This is a genomic window from Mycobacteroides sp. H001 (genome assembly GCF_001440005.1).
Taxonomy (GTDB): domain Bacteria; phylum Actinomycetota; class Actinomycetes; order Mycobacteriales; family Mycobacteriaceae; genus Mycobacterium; species Mycobacterium gwanakae.
In genome coordinates this window covers 199,615-222,529 of the sequence record NZ_LJYH01000038.1, presented here as the reverse complement: position 1 = coordinate 222,529, position 22,915 = coordinate 199,615, and the positions used below count along the sequence as shown (strand labels likewise).

Sequence of the window (22,915 nt, the reverse complement as noted above, 5' to 3'; positions counted from 1 at the left end):
AGGGAGCCCGCCGCGGCTCCACCCGCGCCCCCGGCGCCCGCACCGGCCCCAGCAGCACCGGCGGCACCCGCAGCGCCAACACCGGCGCCTGCCGCACCCGCACCGGCCGCTCCCCCCGCACCCGCAGCCCCGGCGGCACCGGCACCCGCTGCTGCCGCCGACGCGGGCGACAACCCGTACGTCACCCCGCTGGTCCGCAAGCTCGCGGCCGAGAACAACGTGGATCTGTCCGCGCTCACCGGCAGCGGTGTGGGTGGACGCATTCGCAAGCAGGACGTCCTGGCTGCCGCTGAGGCCGCCAAGGCCCCCGCACCTGCAGCAGCGGCAGCTCCCGCGGCTGCGGCGCCATCGGCTCCGGCGGCTCCTGCTGCGCTGGCCCATCTGCGCGGAACCACACAGAAGGCCAACCGGATTCGTCAGCTCACCGCCAAGAAGACACGCGAATCGCTGCAGCAGACCGCGCAGTTGACCCAGACTCACGAGGTCGACGTCACCAAGATCGCGGCGCTACGGGCTCGCGCCAAGGCGACGTTCGCCGAGCGTGAAGGCGTCAACCTGACGTTCCTGCCCTTCTTCGCCAAGGCCGCAGTGGAGGCGCTCAAGTCGCACCCGAACGTCAACGCGAGCTACAACGAGGACAGCAAGGAGATCACCTACTTCGATGCCGAGCATCTGGGCATCGCGGTAGACACCGATCAAGGTCTGCTGTCTCCTGTGATCCACAACGCCGGTGATCTGTCGCTGGCCGGGCTGGCCCGTGCCATCGCCGATATTGCCGCCCGCGCGCGCTCGGGGAACCTCAAGCCCGACGAACTCGCCGGTGGCACCTTCACCATCACCAACATCGGCAGCCAAGGAGCGTTGTTCGACACCCCGATCCTGGTACCGCCGCAGGCCGCCATGCTCGGCACCGGTGCAATCGTGAAGCGTCCCAGGGTGATCCGTGACGAAGCGGGTAACGAATCGATCGGCATCCGGTCGGTGTGCTACCTGCCACTGACCTACGATCACCGCCTGATCGACGGAGCCGACGCGGGGCGGTTCCTCACCACCATCAAACATCGCCTGGAAGAGGGGGCTTTCGAGGCGGACCTGGGTCTGTAACCCATGCGTGTCGTCATCGCCGGCTCCTCGGGGATGATCGGGTCGGCGCTCGTCGCGTCGCTGCGTGCCGCAGACCACACCGTGGTCCGGCTGGTTCGCCGCGACCCGATGGGCCCTGACGAACGGCGCTGGGATCCGGCGAGCGGGCAGATAGAGCCCGGCGCTCTCGAGGGTGCCGATGCCGTGGTCAACATGTGCGGTGTCGGTGTCGGCGACAAGCGCTGGTCGGGCGCCTACAAGCAGGAGATCTACGACAGCCGCATCATCCCCACGGAGGTGCTGGCCGGTGCCGTCGCCGATGCCGGCGTGCCGGTATTGATCAACGCCTCCGCAGTCGGCTACTACGGCGACAGCGGCGACCGCGTCATCGACGAAACCGCATCCAGCGGTACCGGTTTCCTCGCACGTGTGTGCATCGACTGGGAAGCCGCCACCGCAGAGGCCGTGCAGGCCGGAACCAGGGTGGTGATCGTGCGCACCGGCCTGGTGCTCTCCCCTGCCGGAGGGCTCTTCGGCAGATCACGCCCGCTTTTCGCCGCGGGTCTGGGAGCACGGCTGGGCAACGGACGCTGGTACATGCCGTGGATCAGCCTTGAGGACCAGATCCGGGCCCTTGAGTTCACACTGACCGAATCGACGCTCTCGGGACCGGTCAATCTCACCGGCCCGGCACCCGTGACCAACGCCGAGTTCACCGCGGCCCTCGGCAGGACTCTGCATCGCCCGACCCTGCTGGTAGCGCCACAGTTCGCGCTCCGGGCCGTCCTCGGCGAGTTCGCCGACGCCGAAATGACACGCAGTATGCGCGTCATCCCGGCGGTCCTGGAACAGCACGGATTCGAGTTCGAGCACCACACCATCGGCGAGGCGCTCGCCTACGCCAACAACAGCCGACCGATGAAGTGAGATAATGGAACCCGTGCACCGCTCTCATGGATCCATCCGATCCAGCGCAGATCCCGTCGTCGTACGGGACCTGGGCATGATCGACTATGAGGCGGCCTGGGAGCTGCAGCGTGACATCGTCGAGGCCCGCGTGGCCGGAGGACCTGACACGCTGCTGACCTTGCAGCATCCGGCGGTGTACACCGCGGGTCGGCGCACCGAAGCGCAGGAACGGCCGATCAACGGTGCACCCGTCATCGACACCGATCGCGGCGGCAAGATCACCTGGCATGGACCCGGCCAGCTGGTTGGCTACCCGATCGTGCGATTGGCCGAGCCTATCGACGTCGTGAACTACGTTCGGCGTCTTGAAGAATCGATCATCGCGGTATGCGCACAGCTGGGTGTACAGACCAAACGTGTCGACGGCCGCTCTGGTGTGTGGCTGGCCGCGGGCGGCGGGAAGCCGGAGCGCAAGATCGCCGCGATCGGGGTCCGTGTGCAGCGCGGGGTCACCATGCACGGGTTCTCGCTGAACTGCAATAACAGCCTGGACGCCTACCTGCCGATCGTGGCCTGCGGCATCACCGACGCCGGTGTGACCACCCTGTCCGCCGAACTGGGCCGGGATGTCACCATCGACGAGGTGCATGACCAGGTCGTTTCCTCGGTGATCGACGCACTCGAGGGCCGGCTGGCCGTCGGGGCGGCGGGCGGGAGTAGCGCAGGAGCGGTGGGCGCATGACCGAACCCCGCAAGCTGCTGCGACTGGAAGTTCGCAACGCCCAAACCCCCATCGAGCGCAAGCCCGACTGGATTCGCACCCGCGCCAAGATGGGCCCCGAATACAAGGAACTCAAGTCGCTGGTGCGCTCGGGTGGGCTGCACACCGTGTGCGAGGAAGCCGGATGCCCCAACATCTTCGAATGCTGGGAGGACCGCGAGGCCACCTTCCTCATCGGTGGTGAGCAGTGCACCCGCCGCTGCGATTTCTGCCAGATCGACACCGGCAAGCCCGCCGACCTGGACCGCGACGAGCCACGCCGGGTGGCCGAGAGCGTGCACACCATGGGTCTGCGGTACTCGACGGTCACCGGCGTGGCCCGTGACGACCTGCCCGACGGTGGCGCCTGGCTGTACGCCGAAACCGTGCGGTACATCAAGCAACTCAACCCGGCCACGGGTGTCGAGCTGCTCATCCCGGACTTCAACGCCGTCCCGGAGCAGCTGGAAGAGGTGTTCGCATCCCGCCCCGAGGTGCTGGCGCACAACCTGGAGACAGTGCCGCGGGTGTTCCGCCGCATCCGGCCCGCATTCAGCTATGAGCGAAGCCTGTCGGTGATCACCGCCGCCCGCGAAGCGGAGCTGGTGACCAAGAGCAACCTGATTCTCGGGATGGGTGAAACCAACGACGAGATCCGGGAAGCTCTGGTCGCGCTGCACGAAGCGGGCTGCGACATCATCACCATCACCCAGTATCTGCGGCCCTCACCGCGCCATCATCCGGTTGATCGCTGGGTCAAACCGCAGGAATTCGTGGAGCTTTCCGAGTTCGCAGAGGGTCTGGGCTTCGCAGGTGTGATGGCCGGGCCGCTGGTGCGTTCCTCGTACCGGGCCGGTCGGTTGTACGCACAGGCGATGGCCCACCATGGACGGCCCCTGCCCGCCGAGCTGGAGCACCTGACGGAGGCGGGTTCGGCCCGGCAAGAGGCCATCAACCTCATCGGATGACAGGCACGTTGCCGCCGGGCGATATTCTCTAGCCATGCCTAAATCACTGAGTCCCGCCGAGGCCAAGGCCGCCAAGGCCGAGGCAAAGGCGCGTCGCAAGGTCGAATCGAAGGCGCGCCGCGCCCAGATGTGGCAGGCCTTTCAGATTCAGCGCAAGGAAGACAAGCGGCTTCTGCCGTACATGATCGGCGCGTTCGTACTGATCGTCGCGGCATTCGCGGTCGCCGGATACTTCTCGGGCGGCATCAGCGTGTTCATGTTCCCGATTCTGGGCGTGGTGCTCGGCGTGCTGGTCGCGTTCATCATCTTCGGCCGGCGCGTGCAGAAATCGGTCTTCACCAAGGCCGAGGGCCAGAAGGGCGCCGCAGGCTGGGCGCTGGACAACATGCGCGGTAAATGGCGGGTCACCACCGGGGTCGCCGGAACCACACAGCTCGATGTCGTGCACCGCGTCATCGGCCGGCCCGGCATCATCTTCGTCGCCGAAGGTGCTCCCGGACGGCTGGGCCCACTCTTGGCGCAGGAGAAGAAGCGCACCGCACGTGTCGTCGGCGATACGCCGATCTACGACGTCATCGTCGGCAACGAGGATGGCCAGGTGCCGCTGTCCAAACTGGAGCGCCACCTCACCAAGCTTCCCGCCAACATCACCGCCAAGCAGATGGACTCCCTGGAGTCACGGCTCTCGGCGCTGGGCTCACGCGCCGCGGCCATGCCGAAGGGGCCGATGCCCGGTCAGGCGAAGTCGCGCGGCGGAATGCAGCGCACCATCAGGCGGCGTTAGATCCCAGGCTGAGCTCCAGCTCCAGTTTCTGGTGCCGCCGCACCATGATGCTCGGAACCCACTGCGCACCACCGGGTTTGATCGTGAATTCACGCGTCTGGTCAAGCAGTAGATTGATCGCGGTACGCGCCTCAAGGCGCGCCAGTGCCGCCCCGACGCAGAAGTGCAGGCCCTTGCCGAAAGTGATGTGACTGCGCGGGCTGGGCCGGTCGAGGCGCAGTTCGTCGGGGTTTTCGAAGATCTCCGGATCGCGGTTGGCCGCACCCCAGAGCAGGGTGAGGTGGCTGCCCGCGGGCAGCTGGACCCCGCCGAGCGAAGTGTCCGCCACCACGTGCCGGTGGTGTCCGCGAAACGGTGACTCCAACCGCAGCACCTCTTCTAAGAACGTGGGCAGCAGGGCACGGTCGTCCCGGATGCGCTGCTGCAGTTCGGAATTCTCTCCGAGAATGCGCACCGCGTTGCCCATCAGTCCGGCCGTGGATTCGCCGCCGGCGCCGACCAACTGCACCAGGATCATCACACCGATGTCCAGCGAGATGTCTGCCCGATTGCATGCCTGTGCCAGGTATCCGAGCAGGTCCTCGCCGGGGGCAGCCAGCTCCTTCTCCAGATGCTCACGCAGGTAGAGGACGAGGTACATGGTGTCGGTGACGACCTGAGCCTGCCGCTCGGCGGTGTTGAGCCCGCCGAGCATCTCGGTACTGGAGTATCCCCACTGCACCAGTTGCGGCACGTCCTCATCGGGCAGCCCGATAAGCCGGGCCACCATGGTCATCGGCAGCGCATCGCCCATCGCGGCCATCCAGTCGATGCTCTGACCGTCGCATCCGCGTTCCCACAATTGGGCTCCCGTCTCGGCCATCACCGGTTCCAGTGCGGTGATGCGCTTGGCGACCAATGTCGGGAGCACCAGTTTGCGATGCGCATGATGGACCGGATCGTCACCGGTGGCCAGGACGTGGGTGGGATCGGCAGGCGGTCCCATCGCCGCGACCGTCAGTCCCGTCTCGCAGTCCTGAGACTTCATCAGCGCGGCAGTGAGGTTGGAGGAGAAGTCCGCGGTGCGCTCGGTGGCCTCCACCACAAGATCCCAGCGGGAGACGAAGTAGAAGCCGGAATCCCCTGCGGGCCACACCGGCGCCGTCTCACGCAGCCGCCGGTAGAACGGATAGGGATCCTCCAGGATCTGCGGGTCGAACAATTCCACGGTGCTCATCACTCACGAGGCTGACAGACCGGAAAACCGCACGTCAAGGCATTCGGGAAACTGAGAAACACCTGTTCAGAGGCATGATCTGTGGCGTCTCACGGCGGCTGCCCTACCAGCAGAAACACTGAGAATTCTGAGTGGTTATGTCTCATCTTGAGATAGATTGAGGAACTGATGTCACCACGCTCCGACTGGCTGCACCCCGGCGACCGCCATGCCGCGGCCGCCGACCGCATCGTGTCGGTCGCGGCTCGGCAGATCGCACGGCACGGGCTGGACCGGCTGAACCTGGATGCGGTGGTCCGCGAGGCGGGATGCTCACGCGCGACGCTGTATCGGCACATCGGAGGCAAGCCTGCGATTGTCGACGCCGTGCTGGCCCGGAACATCGCAAATGTCACCACCGACATACAGCGGGCGGTCGAGTCCGTGGACGCCCAGCGGCGTACGGTCACCGCCATCACCGCCTCGCTGACCGCTATCCGCAACGATCCGATTGTCAGCGCAATGGTGGCGACGATGTCGCCGGCCTCGCTCGGCTCCTACCTGAGCCCGGCCTCCGAAATTCCACGTTCGGCGTCAATGTTTACCGGACTCGCTGACGACACTGCCGCGCAATGGATTTCGCGCGTAGTGATGGCATTTCTATTCTGGCCCGCAGCAGACCCGGCGCTGGAGGCAGAGATGATCGAACGCTTCGTCTACCCGGTCTTGAAGGACGCCACCGCGTCACGGGTCTCCGCCTCGGCGACCAGCGAATCCACGATCTCGCCAGCCCGCACCGCGACATTGGAGAGCAACGAGGACGACAGCCCGTGACTGTGCTCCACCGATCCGTTGAGGTAGACGTCTCCCGGGGCACCTGCCCGCGCCCGTAGCCGGTAGTCGCGTTCGACCACCGGCCGGCCATCGGCGTCGAATTCGTAACACGAAGCCAGCGGTCCCAGGAATGCCCGCACATCCAACGGCCGGTACCCGGTGGCGTACACCACCAAATCGCAGTCGAGCAGCTCGGTCGAGGAGCTCGGCTGATGTGTCACGGCCAGGCGTACCCGTTCGGGCGCCTCGTCCACGGCAACGATCTTCGAGGCGTTGTGCATCCACAGGCGCCGCTGCCCGCTGACCCGTTCCCGGTATTCGCGGTCGTAGAGATCGGCGATCAGCGGAGAGTCGACTGCCGCGTAGTTGGTGTCGCGGTGATAGTCGACCAGCTGGCGACGGATCTCGGGGGGCGCACCATAGAAGTCGTCCACCGCGGCCGGATCGAAAATCCTGTTCGCGTAAGGGCTGTCATCGGCCGGGCTGTATCCGTAGCGCGCAAAGATCGCGTGCACCTGGGCATCGGGGTAGCGGCTGTGCAGATACGCCACCGCCTCGGCCGCGCTCTGCCCGGCGCCCACCACCGCGACGCGGGCCGGAGCCCCGTCCCACGTACCGAGCCGGTGCAACAGCTCGCTGCTATGCCATTGCCGCGCGGTGGGATTGATGCCGGACGGCATCGCCGGGAACGTTCCGCAGCCGAGGACAAGAGCCCGCGCATGCGTCAGACGGTCCGGCGACAATCCCGACGTGTCCTGCAACCGCACCTCGAACCCGTCGGCGGCGGCGCGAACTCCGACCATCCGCGAGGAATAGACGACATCGGCCCCGAGCGCCTGCTGCGCCCAATCCAGGTAGTCGTGGAATTCCTCGCGGGTCGGGAAGAAACTCTGTTGGTTGATGAAGTCCGGCAGTCGCCCACGCTCTGTCAGATAGTTGACAAAGGTGTAGTGACTCTTGGGGTTTCGCAGGGTCACCAGGTCTTTGAGGAAGGCGACCTGCATCCGTGCACCCGGGATCAGCATGCCGCGATGCCATCCGAATTGCGATTGGGCATCAACGAACTTCGCCGACGCCCGGTGCGGATGTTCGGACAGCGCTATCGCCAGCGCCAGGTTCGATGGCCCGAATCCGATCCCGAGCACATCGTGAGAACTATGGCTATCCGAGAGCAAGGGACCGCTCCAGACGCTCCAGATAGCGTTGCCGCGCAGTGTCCTTGGTGACCAATACCAAGAAGTCCGCCATGTCGAACTCCGGGTCGAAGGACGGCGGTCCACAGATACGTCCGCCGATGCGCAGGCATCCGTGCAGCAGCGGCGGGATCTTCGCCTTCTCCTGAGGCGGGATCTCCTCCAGGGGCACGCCGTCCACAACAACGGGGTTTCTGGGCACGACACGGTATTCGTCGGGGGCGGCAAACCGCTGTGCGAAGTCATGCACCGACCGCACCAACGATCCACGGGGCCCGCCGTCCTCCATCCGCACGGACAGACAGCCGATCGCGTATTGATGCTCGGTCATCTGCTGGTACCGGAAGATCCCGGCCCACAGGATCCCCATCACCGCGCCGTTGCGGTGTTCGGGCGCGACAGTAACCCGGCCGATCTCAACCAGTTTGGGCCGCAGCGGATCGAGTGCCGAGGCATCGAACATGGAGTCGGTGAACGTCTCCCCCGCTGCCTGATACCCCTCGGGCGGCAGTAGCCGACAACAGCCGATGATGGCGCCGGTGTCCTCGTCGCGAGCCAGTAGGTGATCGCAATAGGGATCCAGCTTGTCCAGGTCGATCATCTCGCCTGTGATGGGCCCACGAACGGCATGCGGCAGTGGCGCCCCCATTTCGTCGGCGAACGCCTGATACCGAAGTCGTTGCGCGGCTTCAACTTCAGCCGGATCTGACGACAAGACAATGCTGTACCGCGGCCGCGGGTTCGCGTCCGTCCCCCGATCGGAACCGACACCGGGCGCCGCGATGAGAACCGCCGCGCTCTCCATGATCGAAAGCTACTCCCTCTGTCTACGGCGTACGACCGCTATGCACAAATCCCTGTGGGCATCCGTGCAGGCAGGCGCGATCACCGATGGCTAGATAGCTAGCGACTCCCCGGTGGCCGGATCGTGCGAGCGATTCATCGTAGCGACAGTGAGCAGAATCAGCGAAATGAACGCGGCGCAGGCCGCCCCGGCCGCCCCCAGCAACAGCACGCTGTCGATGCCCGCGGCGCCCGCGGCCCGCGCATCGGCCTTACCGGCCGCGGCATGCCCGAATGCCACGCCCATGCCTGCCACGCCCAAGAGAATGCCGATCTGGCGCCCCGTGCTCACCGACCCGGTCGCCATCCCGGCGTCATCCAATGGCACGAACTGCAGTGCGGCATCGGATGTCATCGCCGAGAGCGCTCCCAGCCCCAACCCGGCCAATGCCGAGCCGAAGATGAAATGGGTCCAGACCGTATCGGCGTGAGCGCCCGACGCAGCCCACAATCCGACGGCCACCAGCGCCACACCGCCCGGGATGGCAATCCTGGTGGGCAGTCGCCTACCCGCCAGGATCCCCAACGGGGCTCCCACGATGGTGGCGAGGGTGAGTGGTCCGGCCCGCAGACCTGTCTCAAATGCGTTGTAACCCAATGTGTTCATGAAGTACAACGCCAGATAGTTGGTGGCCGCGATGAGCGTGCCGGAGGCCGCGGCGGCGGCAACCCAGACCCCGGCGAAACCGGGTGAGGTGGCCAGTCGCAGGCTCAGCATGGGCGCGGGGGCGCGCCCCTCCCACCAGAAGAACAGCACGAGGGCTAGCACCGCGACGATGGCCAGCGCACCGGACGTGCGGCCCCCAATTCCGCCGTCGTGCAGAGAGATCACCGAGAAGACGCCGGTAACCAGCCCGAAGGTGAGCAGCACGGTGCCTACCCAGTCGACCGGCCGCAGCTCGTCGGCCCGGGTCTCGGGCAGGTGCCGCACCGCGATCACCAGCGCCAGCACCCCGACCGGAAGGTTGACCAGGAAGATCGACTGCCATCCGAAGTGTGTGACGAGAAATCCGCCCAGCAGTGGACCGGCGGCGCTGCCCGCACCCATCACCGCGCCATAGATCGCGATGGGGGCACCGCGGCGCTCCTGCGGATACGCCGCGGCGATGATCGGCAGCGATACCGCCAGCAGGATCGCTCCGCCGATGCCCTGCAGGGCCCGCACCCCGATCAGCATGGGCGCGCTGGTCGCGAGCGCACAGCCCAGCGAGGCCGCGGTGAACAGCACGATGCCCAGCAGGTAGAGCCGTCGGCGGCCCAGACGATCACCGAGAGTGGCGGCCGTGAGCAGCAGCCCTGCCATCGGCAGCGCATAGGCGTCGATGACCCATTGCAGATCGGCGAGGTCAGCCCCCAGGGACAGCTGCAGGTCGGCGAGTGCACTCGACACGATCGTCATGTCGAGCAGCAGCATGAACACCGCCATGCAGACGGCGAGCAGGATCATCTAGCGGGAACGAATCACGACGGTGCGGGTCACCCGGTCGTGCAGACCACGGCCGTCAACGTCGGTGATGAGCGGCGGCACGATAAGGGCGATCAGCAGATTCCGGATGAATGCGCGGCCGATGCCCACCGAGTTGGTCCCGTCGGCGGGCGCGACCTGCAAGCCCGCCAGGTATTGGCCCGGAGTGAACCGCCACAGCCGCACCGCGACCGTTCCGATCGCGATCCAGGTCAGCAGCTGGGCCGAGGAAAGCGTGGGCGACAACAGATTTCCCTTGACGAACAGCAGCGCGAGGCCACCGGCGATCAGCCAATCGAGCAGCAGCGCCAGTAGCCGCCGCGCCATCGGTGCCGCCGATCCGGGCCCCGTCGCGGGCAGACCGAGCTGCTCTCCCGGGTACCGAGAGTTGCCCGCGCCCTGCACCGAACCAAGCCCCGACAACCATGAACCCAGGTCTCGCGCCATACTCACAGCGTAAATGCCAACCGAACTGTGGTTACGCGTAACATCCGCGCAACATATGGTTGACCGGCAGGCAACACCGGCTCCATAGGTTCATTCGCGCGTTCATGGATCAGTGGAACAAGAGGCAATTAAGGAGAAGCATGGCGTTCAGTAGCCCCGACGAGGTATTCAAGTTCATTGCCGACGAGAAGGTCGAGTACGTGGACGTCAGGTTCTGTGACCTGCCGGGCGTCGTGCAGCACTTCTCCATCCCTGCATCTGCTTTCGATGCCAGCGTCTTCGAAGACGGCCTTGGCTTCGACGGATCCTCCGTGCGCGGATTCCAGTCGATCCACGAGTCCGACATGCTGCTGCTCCCCGATATCTCGACGGCCAAGATCGACCCGTTCCGCGCCGCCAAGACGCTGAACGTCAACTTCTTCGTCCACGACCCGTTCACCCGCGAGGCTTACTCGCGTGACCCGCGCAACGTGGCCCGCAAGGCGGAGCAGTACCTGACCAGTACCGGCATCGCCGACACCTGTTACTTCGGCGCCGAGGCAGAGTTCTACATCTTCGACTCGGTCAGCTTCGACTCGAAGATCAACGGCACCTTCTACGAGATCGACTCCGAGGCCGGCTGGTGGAACACCGGCGAGCCCTACGAGGAGGACGGCAGCCCGAACCGCGGCTACAAGGTGCGCCCCAAGGGTGGCTACTTCCCCGTCGCCCCGTACGACCACTTCGTCGACCTGCGTGACGAGATGACCACCAACCTGATCAACGCCGGATTCACCCTGGAGCGCGGTCACCACGAGGTGGGCACCGGTGGGCAGGCCGAGATCAACTACAAGTTCAACACGCTGCTGGCCGCGGCCGACGACGTGCTGTTGTTCAAATACATCATCAAGAACACCGCGTGGGCCAACGGCAAGACCGTCACCTTCATGCCCAAGCCCCTGTTCGGTGACAACGGATCGGGCATGCACGCCCACATGTCCCTGTGGAAGGACGGCAAGCCGCTGTTCCACGATGAGGCCGGATACGCCGGGCTCTCGGACGTGGCCCGTCACTACATCGGCGGCATCCTGCACCACGCCCCGTCGCTGCTCGCGTTCACGAACCCGACGGTGAACTCCTACAAGCGGCTGGTGCCGGGCTACGAGGCCCCGATCAACCTGGTCTACAGCCAGCGCAACCGCTCGGCGTGCGTGCGTATCCCGATCACCGGCAACAACCCGAAGGCCAAGCGCCTCGAGTTCCGTTGCCCGGACAGCTCGGGTAACCCGTACCTGGCGTTCGCGGCCATGCTGATGGCAGGCATCGACGGCATCAAGAACAAGATCGAGCCGCTGGCGCCCGTCGACAAGGACCTGTACGAGCTGCCTCCGGAGGAGGCCGCCAACATTCCGCAGGCCCCGACCAACCTGGCCACCGTGATCGACAACCTCGAGAAGGATCACGAATACCTCACCGAGGGTGGCGTTTTCACCTCCGATCTGATCGAGACCTGGATCGCGTTCAAGCGCGAGAACGAGATCGAGCCGATCAACATCCGTCCTCACCCGTACGAGGTAGCCCTCTACTTCGACGTGTAGAGCCGTGTAATCCGCACATCGTCAAGGCCCCCGGGATCTCCTCGGGGGCCTTGTCGTTTTCGCGGCACGGAGTACGGTGGAGCGGCGTACGTTGAAAGTAGATGTCCCGTCTAACTTTTCGAGGAGCGTGGAATCCGTGCCGAACGCAGCCGAGGAACTGAACAGGACCCCAGTCCCCGACCCCGCCGAAGACAATGCCTTCTTTCCGTCCCCGTACTCGCTGAGCCAGTACGTGCCGTCCAAGACAGACTTCGCCGGCGTGCGTTATGAGAACGCCTACACCGGTGGACGCTGGAAGATCCTGATGATCGCCACCGAAGAGCGCTACATGCTCATGCAGAACGGGACGATGTTCTCCACCGGAAACCATCCCGTTGAGATGCTGCTGCCCCTGCACCACCTGAAGGCCGCGGGCTTCGGAATCGATGTCGCCACGGTGTCCGGTAATCCAGCCAAGCTTGAGCTCTGGGCGATGCCCCACCAGGACGAGGCCGTGTTGAAGACCTACGCCGAGCTGTCCGCCCAACTGAAGAAACCGCAGAAGCTCTCCCGGATCATCGCCGAGAGCCTGGGTCCGGACTCGGACTACCTCGCCGTGTTCATTCCCGGCGGTCACGGCGTGCTTCTGGGCATCCCGGACAGCGAGGAAGTCCGGACGGTCTTGGATTGGGCGCTGGAGTACGACAAATACATCATCACCCTCTGTCATGGCCCGGGCGCGCTGCTGGCCGCCGGACTGGACCGCGATGAATCACCCTTTCAGGGCTACAGCCTGTGTGTGTTCCCGGACAGCCTGGACACCGGCGTCAACACCGAAATCGGTTACATCCCAGGGCAAATGCCGTGGCTTGTCGGCGAGAATCTGCATAAGCAGGGCGTCACGATCCTCAACACCGGGATCACCGGGCAGACACACGCCGACCGCAAACTACTCACCGGCGACAGCCCGCTGGCATCCAACAACCTCGGCCTGCTGGCGGCGGAGACCCTGGTCAACGCGGTCACCGACGGCTAGGCAGGAATAAAGCGGACTATGGTCCTATTGTTAGACGCATGGCACTCGCTGATATCGAAACCAAGCTCACCGGCCTGACGCCGGTCGCCCTGTCGGCATTCCGGATCGTGGTGGGGTTCCTGTTCTTCCTACACGGCACCTCTCACCTGTTCGGGTGGCCACTGGCCTCGTACCTGCAGCCCGTCGGCACCCTGCCCTGGTGGGCCGGCATCATCGAGTTCCTTGGCGGAGCGGCGCTCATCCTCGGGCTCGGCACCCGGATCGCCGCGTTCGTGTCATCCGGCGCGATGGCGGTCGCCTACTTCACCTACCACCAGCCCGAGGGGCTGTTGCCGATCCAGAACAACGGCGAGGGCGCCGCTCTCTACAGCTGGATCTTCCTCCTGCTGGTATTCACCGGCGGCGGGTCACTATCGCTCGACCGATTCATTACCCGCGCTAAGCGCTAAGTCCTTACGCCAGAATTGGTTTAGCATCCTGGCCATGGCCTCTTCCAGCACCTCCAGCTCAGTCGCCAAGCTCGACGGCGCCACACCCGTTGTCCTGTCGTTGTTCCGCATCGTCTTCGGATTCCTGTTCACCGTGCACGGCACTGCCATCCTGTTCCGCTGGCCCGACCTGGCCTCGATGCCCCCGGTGGAGTCGTGGTCGCTGGGCTGGTGGGCGGGCGCCATCGAGTTCCTCACCGGTGTCGCGATTCTGTTCGGCGCCGGGACCCGCATCGCGGCGTTCCTGGCCTCCGGCACGATGGCGTTCGCGTATTTCACCCAGCACCAGTCCGCTGGACTGCTTCCCATTGAGAACAACGGCGAACTGGCCGTCCTGTTCTGCTGGGCCTTCTTCCTGCTGGTGTTTACCGGTGGTGGATCGCTGTCGATCGACGCGGCGCTCAAGAAGAGCTAGGCACAACCACCGTGGCGATGAGCGCCCGGTGGTCGGTGCCGTAGATCTCCTGGGTGGTCACCGAGGTGGCGGCAGCCCCGCGGGTCAGTACGTGATCGATCCCGATCAGCCGGGTGTACCAGCGCCCCTCACGCCACGTCGGCAGCCAGCCGGCCCCGGCCTGATCCACGGCATCGGCGAAGCCGCCGGTGAGGATCTGCCGGAACACAAAGTGATCGTAGGTGGCGTTAAAGTCGCCACCGACAATGACTTTCACGTCCGGGCGTAATGCTTGCAACTGACGGCCGATGGTGTCCAGCTCGGTGAGCCAGCCCGGCGAACTCATATCCTTCTCCGGCGGGCGGGTGTGCACGGCGACGAGCATCACCGGCCCCACCCCGGGGATCTCGGCTTCCGCCCAGATCTGCCGCATGGCGAAGCTCTGGTCGTCCTGATGCACCGGGGTTAACGGATACCGACTCCAGATACCGGTGCCGGCAGCCTTCGGCTCGGCAACGGTGTACGAATACGGGAGCACTGAATCAATACCCGCGGCAACGAGTTTCACTCGGGCCTCCGGGGTGAGTTCGTCGACCGTCACCACGCCCACGTCGTGCTCGTGGATCGCGGCCACCACTGCCCCGGCGTCACCGGCACCGAAACGCAGATTGGTCTGCAGCACGGTGACGGTTGTCCCCTGCGGATGGGTGTCTGCCAGGTACAGCGGTGCGATGGCCAGCACCTGCAACGCGATCACCACGGTCGCCGTCAGCACCCCCCACCACTGCCGCACCGAAAGGAACAGCAACAGCCCCAGGATCATCAGCAGACAGGTAACCGGCCAGCCGGCGGTCAGTCCGATCAGGGGCGACCAACTGGATCGCGCCCAGCGCGACACGATCGCCAGGATGGCAACGACGGCCAGCAGCCAACCCAACGCCCCCACGGCGGTCCGTCCACGCACCTCAGGGACGGTACCTTATGGCACTCTCTTACCCATGCCGTCGTTTAGCCGCGCCGAACTCGAGGAAGCGTTCGCGCAACACCAGGCCACCGTCCATCGTTGTATCGAAACCGGCGACTGGAACCCCTACGCCGAGATGTACACCGACGACGCCCTCTACATCGAACACGTCGTGGGCCGCCTGCATGGCAAGGAGGCGATTCGGCAGTACATCACCGCGGTCATGGCGGAGTTCCCCGGCAACCACATGCCGAGCCTGCCTGCCACCTGGACGGTCTTCGACCCCGAAAAGGGTTGGGTAGTTTGCGAAATCGATAACGTGATGAGCGATCCGGGCGACGGTCAGCATTGGGGCGAACCGAACCTGACCGTGCTGCACTACGCCGGGAACGGACTGTGGTCGCAGCAGGAGGACGCCTACAACCCCGCGAACATGGTCAAGATGGTGCGGCGTTGGTGCAGGGCCGCCGAGACGTCGGGGAGACTTCCCGACGAGGCCCGCGACTGGCTCACCAAGTACGGATCGCGCAAGAACTAGTCGCCGGTTCTATTCAGCCAGAATCGTCAGCGTTGCCCGCAGCCCGCCCAGCGGACTTTCCGACAGCACCACATCTCCCCCGTGCAGCGCGGCCTGCTGCGCGACGAGCGCCAGACCCAGCCCGAGCCCGCCGGGCTTGGCACCAGGGCCACGTTCGAACCGCCCCAGCACCCGCTCCCGATCAGCCTCGGGAAGTCCGGTGCCATCGTCGTCGACCTCGATCACCAGTCGGCTATCGACCCGATTCGCGCTCAGCACAACATGTTTGGCATTGCCGTGGTTGATGGCGTTACGCACCAGGTTGTCCACCGCCAGCCGCAGCCCATCTGGCCAGCCCAGCACCACGCCCCCGTCATCAGTGTTGACGGTGATCGCCGGCATGTCGGCACGGTGCATCGACGCATCCGCTTCCACCCGGTCCAGCAGATCGGCGATGTCCACCAGTTCACGATCCTCTGCGCGGGCGAGATCACCCGACGCGAGCTGACCGAGCGCGGTGATGGTGGCTTCGACGCGGCGCTGGGCGCGCTGCAGGTCGCCGATGACCTCGGTGCGTTCCTCATTCGAAAGGTCATGCGCGCGCAGCGTGTCCAGGTCGGCGCGCATCGCGGTGAGCGGCGTGCGTAGCTCATGGGCGGCGCTGGCCGCGAAATCGCGGGCCGCCAGAAGGGATTTGGTGGTCTCTGACTGTGCTGCCGAGACGCGCCCGAGCATGGCGGCCATGGCGTCGGCAAGTTCTTCGGATTCCCGTGCGCCGCGTACCGCCGCGACATGCAGACCGTCGGTGTCGAGTTGCCGGGTCTGATCGGTGAGTTGGTGTAGTGGTCGCACCGCCCGGCCCGCGAACAGCCACGCGAAGCCTCCGGCCAACAGCATCGACAGCACACCCAGCGCGATGAAGACCGGGATTCCCCGGTGGTTGACCAACACCGTGTCCGACCGCGTCCCGAGTGAAATCACGGTCTGCTCTTCCGGATTCTCGATGGTCCGCACCCGGTAGTTCACGTCGCCGACGGTCACATTCCCCGTCCCCAACGGCAGCCTCGGCAGTTCGACGCCGCGGAAGATCACCAGGCCTCCGCTCTTGGAGTCCCGGACTGTCAACACGAAGGTGGTCTCGCCATGACGGGTGGTGGCCTGAACCGCATCCGTCAGCATGTCCAGGCGCCGGTCAAGCTGTCGGGTGTCGTTGCGCACCAGCGCGATACCGGCCACGATGCCGATGAGCGCGACCACCAGGCCCGCGGCCAGGAAGGCCGCGACCGCGACCCGGGTACGCAGAGACAGTGAGCGTTTCACGCCTCTTCCCTCATCACGTATCCCACACCTCTGACGGTATGGATGACCCGTGAGGCTCCCCCGTTTTCCAGCTTGCGGCGCAGATAGCTCACGAAGACGTCGGCCACATTGGTCTCGACGTCAAAGTCGTAGCCCCACACCAGTTCCAGCAACCGAGTGCGGCTCAGCACCACACCGGTGTTCTCGGCCAGCACCACCAGCAGATCGAACTCGCGCTTGCTCAACTCGACGCGCTCTCCGTTACTGAAAACCAGCCGGCGGGCCACGTCGACCGTCACCTGTCCCACGGTGATGGCCGAGGTGGCAAGACCGCCGCCGCCCGCGCCGCGACGGCGCAGCAGGGCGCGCAAGCGGGCCACCAACTCGCCGAGGTCGAAAGGTTTCGTCAGGTAGTCGTCGGCACCGGCCTCCAGGCCGGCGATCCGGTCGTTGACGGTGTCACGTGCGCTCAGCACGCAGATCGGAATGTCATTACCCAGGGCCCGCAGTGCGGTAACCACCGCTACTCCGTCCAGCTCGGGCATTTGCACATCGAGCACCAAGGCGTCGGGCTCATCGGCCGCGAGCTGGGTCAGTGCATCGCGGCCATCGACAGCGACCCGGACGTCGAAACCCGAGTGGCGTAGCCCACGGGCTACCGAGTTCCGGACGTCCGGGTCGTCATCGACCATCAACACCTTGTGACGGGCGGCATTTTCCTGAGTCATCGCTGCTTAAGGCTAAGCCGCCCGTCTGAGAGAGGTGTTAGGCGTCCTGCTGATCGACCACCGCGGTGACGGCGGGCGAGCCCGGCTTGGCCGGGGCGGCCGGCTGGGTGCCGGCGTTCTCCGCGACGTCCTGCGCGGGCTGCTGCTGCGGCGCGAAGGGGTTCCACGGCTGCTGCGGCTGCTCAGCGGGGGCGTTCTCGGTGGCGGGCTGTGCCGGCTGGCCAACCAGTCCGGCCGGGGCGGCCGGGGCCGCGTCATCGGTGTCCGCGCCACAGCTGCTCTTCAGGCTGGTGAGCGGCTGACGGATCTTGTCGAGCTCGGCCTTGGCGGCGGGCTGGCCATCCAGGTAGGTCTTGATGGCTTCGCGACGCTCGCCCTCGGGGGCACCCTTGGCGGCCTTGGTGATGCCGTCGTTGATGGTCGGGTTCTTGTCCAGGTAGCTCGCGACCTGGCTCGACACTGTCGAGTGGGTACGGGCGAACTCGGCGGCAGTGCACTGGCCGGGAGCCGCACCAGCGGCGCCTGCGAATGCCAGGGCGCTGGCGACCGCACCGGTACCGACGACACCGCTGAGGACAGCAGAGGTGAACTTCATGGAGTAACTCCTTGTTCAGCGTTACAGCCGACGAGGTGCCGGCCCGTCCGGGACGCTATCGAGCGTTGGTTGGACGGTCATGGCTCGAACGTTAAGAAACCATGAGAAGCGCGGCAAAAATTACATCCGTGGAGTTCGGCGGGCCCCTACTCCCCCGGCCAGCAGCGGTTCTTGAAGTCCTGCACCGGCTGACGGATCGCATCCAGGTCAGCCTTGGCCGCGGGATTGGCATTGAGATACGCCTGCACCGCCTCGTGCTTGGCGCCGCCGTCGCCGGGCGTGTTCTTGAGCGCATCGCTTATCCCGGTGTTGACGTCGGGATGGCGTTCCAGGTATTCCGCGCGTTTGGTCGCCTCCACCGCATCGAGCCGCGCTTCCTCGGAGACGGTGCAATCACCCGGCTTGGCGTAGGCGGGCGCCGCCACGCCAAGGGCACCGGCGACGACACCGAGACCCACGACAATCGATGTGTACTTCATAGCCGCTCCTTGAGGGATGTGGATCCGCGAAAAGGGACCGTGATCCGCACGAAGCTACTCCCCGAACACCCGCTGTACGACCGCTTTCGCGCGCCTGGTCACGCGCAGATAGTTGTCCAGAAACTCGCCGCCGTCGTTGTCCGGCCAGCCGGCGGCCGCGGCCACCGTGTTGAGTAGCCGGCCGGGTCCGGGCAGCTGGTCGGTGGGCTTACCCCGCGCCAGCACCAATGCGTTGCGCGCGTTGGTGGCGGTCAGCCACGCCTGACGCAGCAGCTCGGCGTCCTCGGCCTCGATGAGCCCGGCCTGCGCTGCGGCCGCCAGCGTCTGCAGCGTCGAGGTGCTGTGCAGAGACGGATGTTCGTGGGCGTGGCGCAGCTGCAGCAGCTGCACTGTCCACTCCACATCGGCCAGCCCGCCACGGCCCAGCTTGGTGTTGGTGTTCGGGTCAGCGCCGCGTGGCAGCCGCTCGGCATCCACCCGCGCCTTGATCCGGCGAATCTCGCGCACCGCATCCAGGGCGATGCCACCGGCGGGGTATCGCGTCTTGTCGATCATGTGCAGGAACCGCAGACCCAGGTCCGCATCTCCTGCGACGCTGTGCGCGCGCAGCAGCGCCTGCACTTCCCACGGCTGCGCCCATTGGGCGTAATAGGTCTCGTAGGCCGCCAGGGTGCGCACCATCGGCCCATTGCGTCCCTCGGGACGCAGACCGGTGTCAACCTGCAGCGGCGGGTCGGTGCTCGGAGCACCGAGCAGCTTGCCCAGCTTCTCGGCGATCGTGGCCGACCAGCGGACGGCCTCGTCGTCGGTGGCACCACCGCGCGCCTCGCACACATACAGGACGTCGGCATCGGAGCCATAGCCCAGCTCGCCGCCGCCCAGACGCCCCATCCCGATGACGGCGATGCTTGCCGGGGCCTCTTCACCGTCGGGAACACTGCCCTTGATCAGCGCATCCAGGGCGGCCTGCAGCACCGCGACCCACACCGAAGTCAGCGCACCGCAGACATCGACCACGTCCAGCAGGCCCAGCAGATCCGCCGAGGCCACCCGGGCCAGCTCCCGGCGCCGCAACGATCGTGCCGCCCCGATCGCACGCTCCGGATCGGTGTGCCGCGCCGAGGACGCGATCAGCGCCCCCGCTACCGAGACTGGCTCCGCCTCAAGGAGTTTGGGCCCATTGGGCCCGTCGGCGTAGAGCTGAATCACCTCGGGCGCACGCATGATGAGGTCCGGCACGTAGGCCGAGGTGCCCAGGATCAGCATGAGCCGCTTGGCCACCGCGCCCTCGTCACGCAGCGTGCGCAGGTACCAGGTCTGGTCGACCAGCGCCTCACTCACCCGGCGATAGGCCAGCAGTCCGGCATCCGGATCGGGGGTATCCGCCAGCCAATCCAAAAGCGTTGGCAGCAAAATTTTTTGGATGCGCCCGCGGCGCCCGCCCTCCTTGGTCAGCGCGGACAGGTGGCTGAGCGCATGCTGCGGCTGCTGGTAGCCCAGGGCCGCGAGCTGACGCACCGCCGCCTCGTTGGACAGCCCCAACGCCTCCTTGTCGAACTCGGTGACCGACTCCAGCAGCGGCTGGTAGAACAACTTGGTGTGCAGGCGCGACACCCGCACCGCCTGTCGCTTGATCTCGGCGCGCAGCACCCCGACCGCGTCGTTCTGCCCGTCGGGACGCACGTGGGCGGCCCGGGCCAGCCAGCGCATGGCCTCGGTGTCTTCCGGCGCGGGCAGGGTATGGGTGCGCTTGAGCCGCTGCAACTGCAACCGGTGCTCCAGTAGGCGCAAGAACTCATACGAGGCAGTCAGATTCGCACCGTCGTCACGCCCGATGTATCCCCCGGTGGACAACGCCGCCAACGCGTCCACCGTCGAGGCGACATGCAGCGACTCATCGGCCCGGCCATGCACCAACTGCAACAGCTGTACCGCGAATTCGACGTCACGCAGCCCACCGGTGCCCAGTTTGATCTCGCGCTCGCGCAGGTCTGCCGGCACCAGCGATTCCACCCGGCGGCGCATGGCCTGTACTTCCGGCACGAAATCATCACGCTCGCAGGCGGCCCACACCATCGGCATGAGGGCGTCCAGGTATGCCTGGCCCAGCTCCGGATCGCCGACGGCGGGCCGCGCCTTCAACAGGGCCTGGAACTCCCAGGTCTTGGCCCAGCGCCGGTAGTAGGCCACATGAGAATCCAGGGTGCGCACCAGCGCGCCCGCCTTGCCCTCCGGGCGCAGCGCCGCGTCTACCTCGAAGAAGGTGCTCGAGCCGATGCGCATCATCTCCCCGGCGACGCGGGTGCTCAGCGAATCGGCCTCCTGCGCCACAAAGATGACGTCGACGTCGCTGACGTAATTGAGTTCGCGCGCACCACATTTGCCCATCGCGATGACCGCGAGCCGGGGCGGGTCCTGTCCCTCCGGAACCACCAGCGATACCGAGACGGACAGTGCCGCCGTCAGCGCGGCATCGGCCAGATCCGCCAGGTGCTGGCCCACCACGGGGAAAGGCAGCACCGGTTCGTTCTCCACGGTCGCGGCCAGATCGAGTGCGGCGAGCACCAGCAGCCGGTCTCGGTACGCGTCGCGCAGCGTCGAGATCGCGGTGCCCTCGGATACCGAGGCACGCCCCCCTACAGCACCAACAGCCGTCAAGAAGCGTTCTTGCAGAGCCTCTTTGGATTCAAGCTCGATATCCCCTACCAACAGCTGCCAACGGGCGGGATGGGCGACCAGGTGATCGCCGAGCGCCAGCGAAGACCCGATCACCGACAGCAGCCGCCCGCGCAGGGCGGTGTCGGCGCTGAGCTCCCGGTCCAGCGCGGCCCAGTCGGCGCCCATCTCCTCGTGCAACCGGATCAGGGTCAGCAGCGCGGCATCCGCGTCGGGTGACCTCGACAACGACCACAACAGCGGGACGTGCGCTTCGGTGGTCCAACCCAGCTCTTCGAGCAGAGACGCAGCCCGCGCATCGACGAGCCCCAGCCGCCCGACACTGGGAACCTTCGAACGCTCGGTGGAGGCTCGAGTCACCTCAGAGACCCAAGTAGGCCCGCAGCTCGAACGGGGTCACATTGCTTCGGTAACGCGCCCACTCGGCCCGCTTGTTACGGAGGAAGAAGTCAAAGACATGCTCCCCCAAGGCTTCTGCCACCAGCTCGGAACGCTCCATGGCAATGAGCGCGTTCTCCAGGGTGCTGGGCAGTTCCTTGTAGCCCATGGCTTGACGCTCGGCCCGGGTCAGGCCCCAGACATCATCCTCGGCCTCGGGCCCCAGCGTGTAGCCCTGCTCCACGCCGCGCAGTCCGGCGGCCAGCAGCACGGCGTAGGTCAGGTACGGGTTGCAGGCCGAGTCGGGGCTGCGCACCTCGATGCGGCGTGAGGACGACTTGTTGGGCGTGTACATCGGAACCCGCACCAGCGCCGAGCGGTTGGCCGCGCCCCAGGATGCCGCCGTGGGGGCCTCTCCGCCCTGCACCAGCCGCTTGTAGGAGTTCACCCACTGATTGGTGACGGCACTGATCTCGTTGGCGTGCTCCAGGATTCCGGCGATGAACGACTTGCCTACGGTGGACAGCTGCAGCGGATCGTCGGGGTTGTGGAAGGCATTGGTATCGCCCTCGAACAGGCTCATGTGGGTGTGCATCGCACTGCCGGGGTGATCACTGAACGGCTTGGGCATGAAGGTGGCATGCACGCCGTCGATGATCGCGACTTCCTTGACCACGTTGCGGAAGGTCATCACGTTGTCGGCCATGGACAGCGCGTCGGCGTAGCGCAGGTCGATCTCCTGCTGGCCGGGCGCGCCCTCGTGGTGGCTGAATTCCACGGAGATGCCCATAGATTCGAGCGCGTCGATGGCGTGGCGGCGGAAGTTCGGTGCCGCCTCGTGCACGGCCTGGTCGAAATATCCGGCGTCATCGGCCGGAATGGGTGCCGACCCGTCATCGGGCATGTTCTTCAGCAGGAAGAACTCGATCTCCGGGTGTACGTAGCAGGAGAAGCCCAAATCGCTTGCCTTGGCGAGCTGACGGCGCAGCACATGCCGCGGGTCCGACCAGGACGGCGATCCGTCCGGCAGCTTGATATCGCAGAACATGCGCGCCGAGTGGTGCTTACCGGCGCTGGTGGTCCAGGGCAGCACCTGGAACGTCGACGGATCGGGGTGCGCAACGGTGTCCGATTCGGACACACGGGCGAAGCCCTCGATGGACGAACCGTCGAAGCCGATGCCCTCCTCGAACGCGCCCTCGAGTTCGGCGGGTGCGATCGACACGCTCTTGAGGTAACCGAGCACATCGGTGAACCACAGCCGGACGAAACGGATATCTCGTTCTTCCAGCGTGCGCAGCACGAATTCCTTCTGACGATCCAT

At 65.9% G+C, this 22,915-nt stretch carries 24 protein-coding genes; 11 read left to right on the top strand and 13 right to left on the bottom strand.

Features of this window, described 5'->3' with window-relative positions; genetic code table 11:
* The 5 genes from sucB to AOT83_RS19520 all read left to right on the top strand — a co-directional run.
* Window positions 1-1,104: 2-oxoglutarate dehydrogenase, E2 component, dihydrolipoamide succinyltransferase (gene sucB / locus AOT83_RS19540; protein ID WP_082628295.1), on the top strand; the 1,104-nt coding region annotated here is incomplete at its 5' end.
* A gap of 3 nt (window positions 1,105-1,107) precedes the next feature.
* A complete protein-coding gene (locus AOT83_RS19535) occupies window positions 1,108-2,010 on the top strand; it encodes a TIGR01777 family oxidoreductase (protein WP_030095439.1) in 903 nt (300 codons plus the stop codon).
* A 4-nt stretch (window positions 2,011-2,014) separates the two neighbouring features.
* Entirely contained in the window at window positions 2,015-2,734 is a 720-nt protein-coding gene (gene lipB, locus AOT83_RS19530) for a lipoyl(octanoyl) transferase LipB (protein WP_044104420.1), read from the top strand.
* Entirely contained in the window at window positions 2,731-3,720 is a 990-nt protein-coding gene (gene lipA / locus AOT83_RS19525) for a lipoyl synthase (protein WP_030095437.1), read from the top strand. The genes lipB and lipA overlap by 4 nt, the downstream gene beginning before the upstream one ends.
* Before the next feature lie 34 nt (window positions 3,721-3,754).
* A complete protein-coding gene (locus tag AOT83_RS19520) occupies window positions 3,755-4,504 on the top strand; it encodes a DUF4191 domain-containing protein (protein ID WP_030095436.1) in 750 nt (249 codons plus the stop codon).
* On the opposite strand, the gene AOT83_RS19515 is transcribed toward AOT83_RS19520, so the two are convergent.
* Window positions 4,491-5,720, bottom strand: coding sequence for a cytochrome P450 (locus AOT83_RS19515; RefSeq protein ID WP_057966263.1), 1,230 nt, complete (start codon window positions 5,718-5,720; stop codon window positions 4,491-4,493). The genes AOT83_RS19520 and AOT83_RS19515 overlap by 14 nt on opposite strands.
* Before the next feature lie 89 nt (window positions 5,721-5,809).
* The gene (locus AOT83_RS28450) at window positions 5,810-6,058 is read right to left on the bottom strand and encodes a hypothetical protein (RefSeq protein ID WP_324610501.1); all 249 of its coding nucleotides are present in this window, start codon (window positions 6,056-6,058) and stop codon (window positions 5,810-5,812) included.
* Here AOT83_RS28450 and AOT83_RS27000 point away from each other — a divergent pair.
* Entirely contained in the window at window positions 5,949-6,533 is a 585-nt protein-coding gene (locus tag AOT83_RS27000) for a TetR/AcrR family transcriptional regulator (protein ID WP_324610502.1), read from the top strand. The two genes, AOT83_RS28450 and AOT83_RS27000, sit on opposite strands and share 110 nt — an antisense overlap.
* On the opposite strand, the gene AOT83_RS19505 is transcribed toward AOT83_RS27000, so the two are convergent.
* From AOT83_RS19505 to AOT83_RS19490, 4 genes are all read right to left on the bottom strand, one after another.
* Window positions 6,416-7,678 (bottom strand): SidA/IucD/PvdA family monooxygenase, encoded by a 1,263-nt coding sequence (locus AOT83_RS19505; protein WP_057966262.1) that lies wholly within the window; start codon window positions 7,676-7,678, stop codon window positions 6,416-6,418. The genes AOT83_RS27000 and AOT83_RS19505 overlap by 118 nt on opposite strands.
* A 16-nt stretch (window positions 7,679-7,694) precedes the next feature.
* Window positions 7,695-8,531 (bottom strand): GNAT family N-acyltransferase, encoded by an 837-nt coding sequence (locus tag AOT83_RS19500; protein WP_030095432.1) that lies wholly within the window; start codon window positions 8,529-8,531, stop codon window positions 7,695-7,697.
* Between the two features lie 90 nt (window positions 8,532-8,621).
* Window positions 8,622-10,016: an MFS transporter gene (locus AOT83_RS19495; protein WP_030095431.1), complete on the bottom strand. Its 1,395-nt coding sequence runs from the start codon at window positions 10,014-10,016 to the stop codon at window positions 8,622-8,624.
* Window positions 10,017-10,481, bottom strand: coding sequence for an RDD family protein (locus tag AOT83_RS19490; protein WP_030095430.1), 465 nt, complete (start codon window positions 10,479-10,481; stop codon window positions 10,017-10,019). It abuts the gene before it with no gap.
* 140 nt (window positions 10,482-10,621) lie between these two features.
* Between AOT83_RS19490 and glnA (AOT83_RS19485) the strand changes: the two genes are divergently transcribed.
* The 4 genes from glnA (AOT83_RS19485) to AOT83_RS19470 all read left to right on the top strand — a co-directional run bounded on the left by glnA (AOT83_RS19485) (window position 10,622) and on the right by AOT83_RS19470 (window position 13,976).
* The gene (gene glnA / locus AOT83_RS19485; protein ID WP_030095429.1) at window positions 10,622-12,058 is read left to right on the top strand and encodes a type I glutamate--ammonia ligase; all 1,437 of its coding nucleotides are present in this window, start codon (window positions 10,622-10,624) and stop codon (window positions 12,056-12,058) included.
* 136 nt (window positions 12,059-12,194) lie between these two features.
* Window positions 12,195-13,073 carry a glyoxalase III HchA gene (hchA, locus tag AOT83_RS19480; protein WP_057966282.1) on the top strand — a complete coding sequence of 293 codons (879 nt, stop codon included), beginning with the start codon at window positions 12,195-12,197 and terminating at the stop codon, window positions 13,071-13,073.
* A 38-nt stretch (window positions 13,074-13,111) separates the two neighbouring features.
* On the top strand, window positions 13,112-13,522 hold the full coding sequence (locus AOT83_RS19475; RefSeq protein ID WP_057966261.1) for a DoxX family protein: 411 nt from the start codon (window positions 13,112-13,114) through the stop codon (window positions 13,520-13,522).
* Window positions 13,523-13,556: 34 nt separating this feature from the next.
* On the top strand, window positions 13,557-13,976 hold the full coding sequence (locus AOT83_RS19470) for a DoxX family protein (protein WP_030095426.1): 420 nt from the start codon (window positions 13,557-13,559) through the stop codon (window positions 13,974-13,976).
* Here AOT83_RS19470 and AOT83_RS19465 read toward each other — a convergent pair.
* Window positions 13,963-14,901, bottom strand: a complete 939-nt coding sequence (locus tag AOT83_RS19465; protein ID WP_030095425.1) for an endonuclease/exonuclease/phosphatase family protein — start codon at window positions 14,899-14,901, stop codon at window positions 13,963-13,965. The two genes, AOT83_RS19470 and AOT83_RS19465, sit on opposite strands and share 14 nt — an antisense overlap.
* A gap of 52 nt (window positions 14,902-14,953) precedes the next feature.
* On the opposite strand from AOT83_RS19465, the gene AOT83_RS19460 reads away from it, so the two are divergent.
* The gene (locus AOT83_RS19460; protein ID WP_057966260.1) at window positions 14,954-15,457 is read left to right on the top strand and encodes a nuclear transport factor 2 family protein; all 504 of its coding nucleotides are present in this window, start codon (window positions 14,954-14,956) and stop codon (window positions 15,455-15,457) included.
* A gap of 9 nt (window positions 15,458-15,466) precedes the next feature.
* On the opposite strand, the gene AOT83_RS19455 is transcribed toward AOT83_RS19460, so the two are convergent.
* From AOT83_RS19455 to glnA (AOT83_RS19430), 6 genes are all read right to left on the bottom strand, one after another.
* Window positions 15,467-16,756, bottom strand: coding sequence for a HAMP domain-containing sensor histidine kinase (locus AOT83_RS19455; RefSeq protein WP_057966259.1), 1,290 nt, complete (start codon window positions 16,754-16,756; stop codon window positions 15,467-15,469).
* Window positions 16,753-17,463: a response regulator transcription factor gene (locus AOT83_RS19450; RefSeq protein ID WP_044104419.1), complete on the bottom strand. Its 711-nt coding sequence runs from the start codon at window positions 17,461-17,463 to the stop codon at window positions 16,753-16,755. The genes AOT83_RS19455 and AOT83_RS19450 overlap by 4 nt, the downstream gene beginning before the upstream one ends.
* A 37-nt stretch (window positions 17,464-17,500) precedes the next feature.
* Window positions 17,501-18,058, bottom strand: coding sequence for a hemophore-related protein (locus AOT83_RS19445; protein WP_030095421.1), 558 nt, complete (start codon window positions 18,056-18,058; stop codon window positions 17,501-17,503).
* A gap of 146 nt (window positions 18,059-18,204) precedes the next feature.
* Complete coding sequence (locus tag AOT83_RS19440; protein WP_030095420.1) at window positions 18,205-18,537, bottom strand: hemophore-related protein; 333 nt, start codon at window positions 18,535-18,537, stop codon at window positions 18,205-18,207.
* A 54-nt stretch (window positions 18,538-18,591) separates the two neighbouring features.
* Window positions 18,592-21,573, bottom strand: a complete 2,982-nt coding sequence (locus tag AOT83_RS19435) for a bifunctional [glutamine synthetase] adenylyltransferase/[glutamine synthetase]-adenylyl-L-tyrosine phosphorylase (protein WP_057966258.1) — start codon at window positions 21,571-21,573, stop codon at window positions 18,592-18,594.
* Between the two features lies 1 nt (window position 21,574).
* Complete coding sequence (gene glnA / locus AOT83_RS19430; protein WP_030095418.1) at window positions 21,575-22,915, bottom strand: type I glutamate--ammonia ligase; 1,341 nt, start codon at window positions 22,913-22,915, stop codon at window positions 21,575-21,577.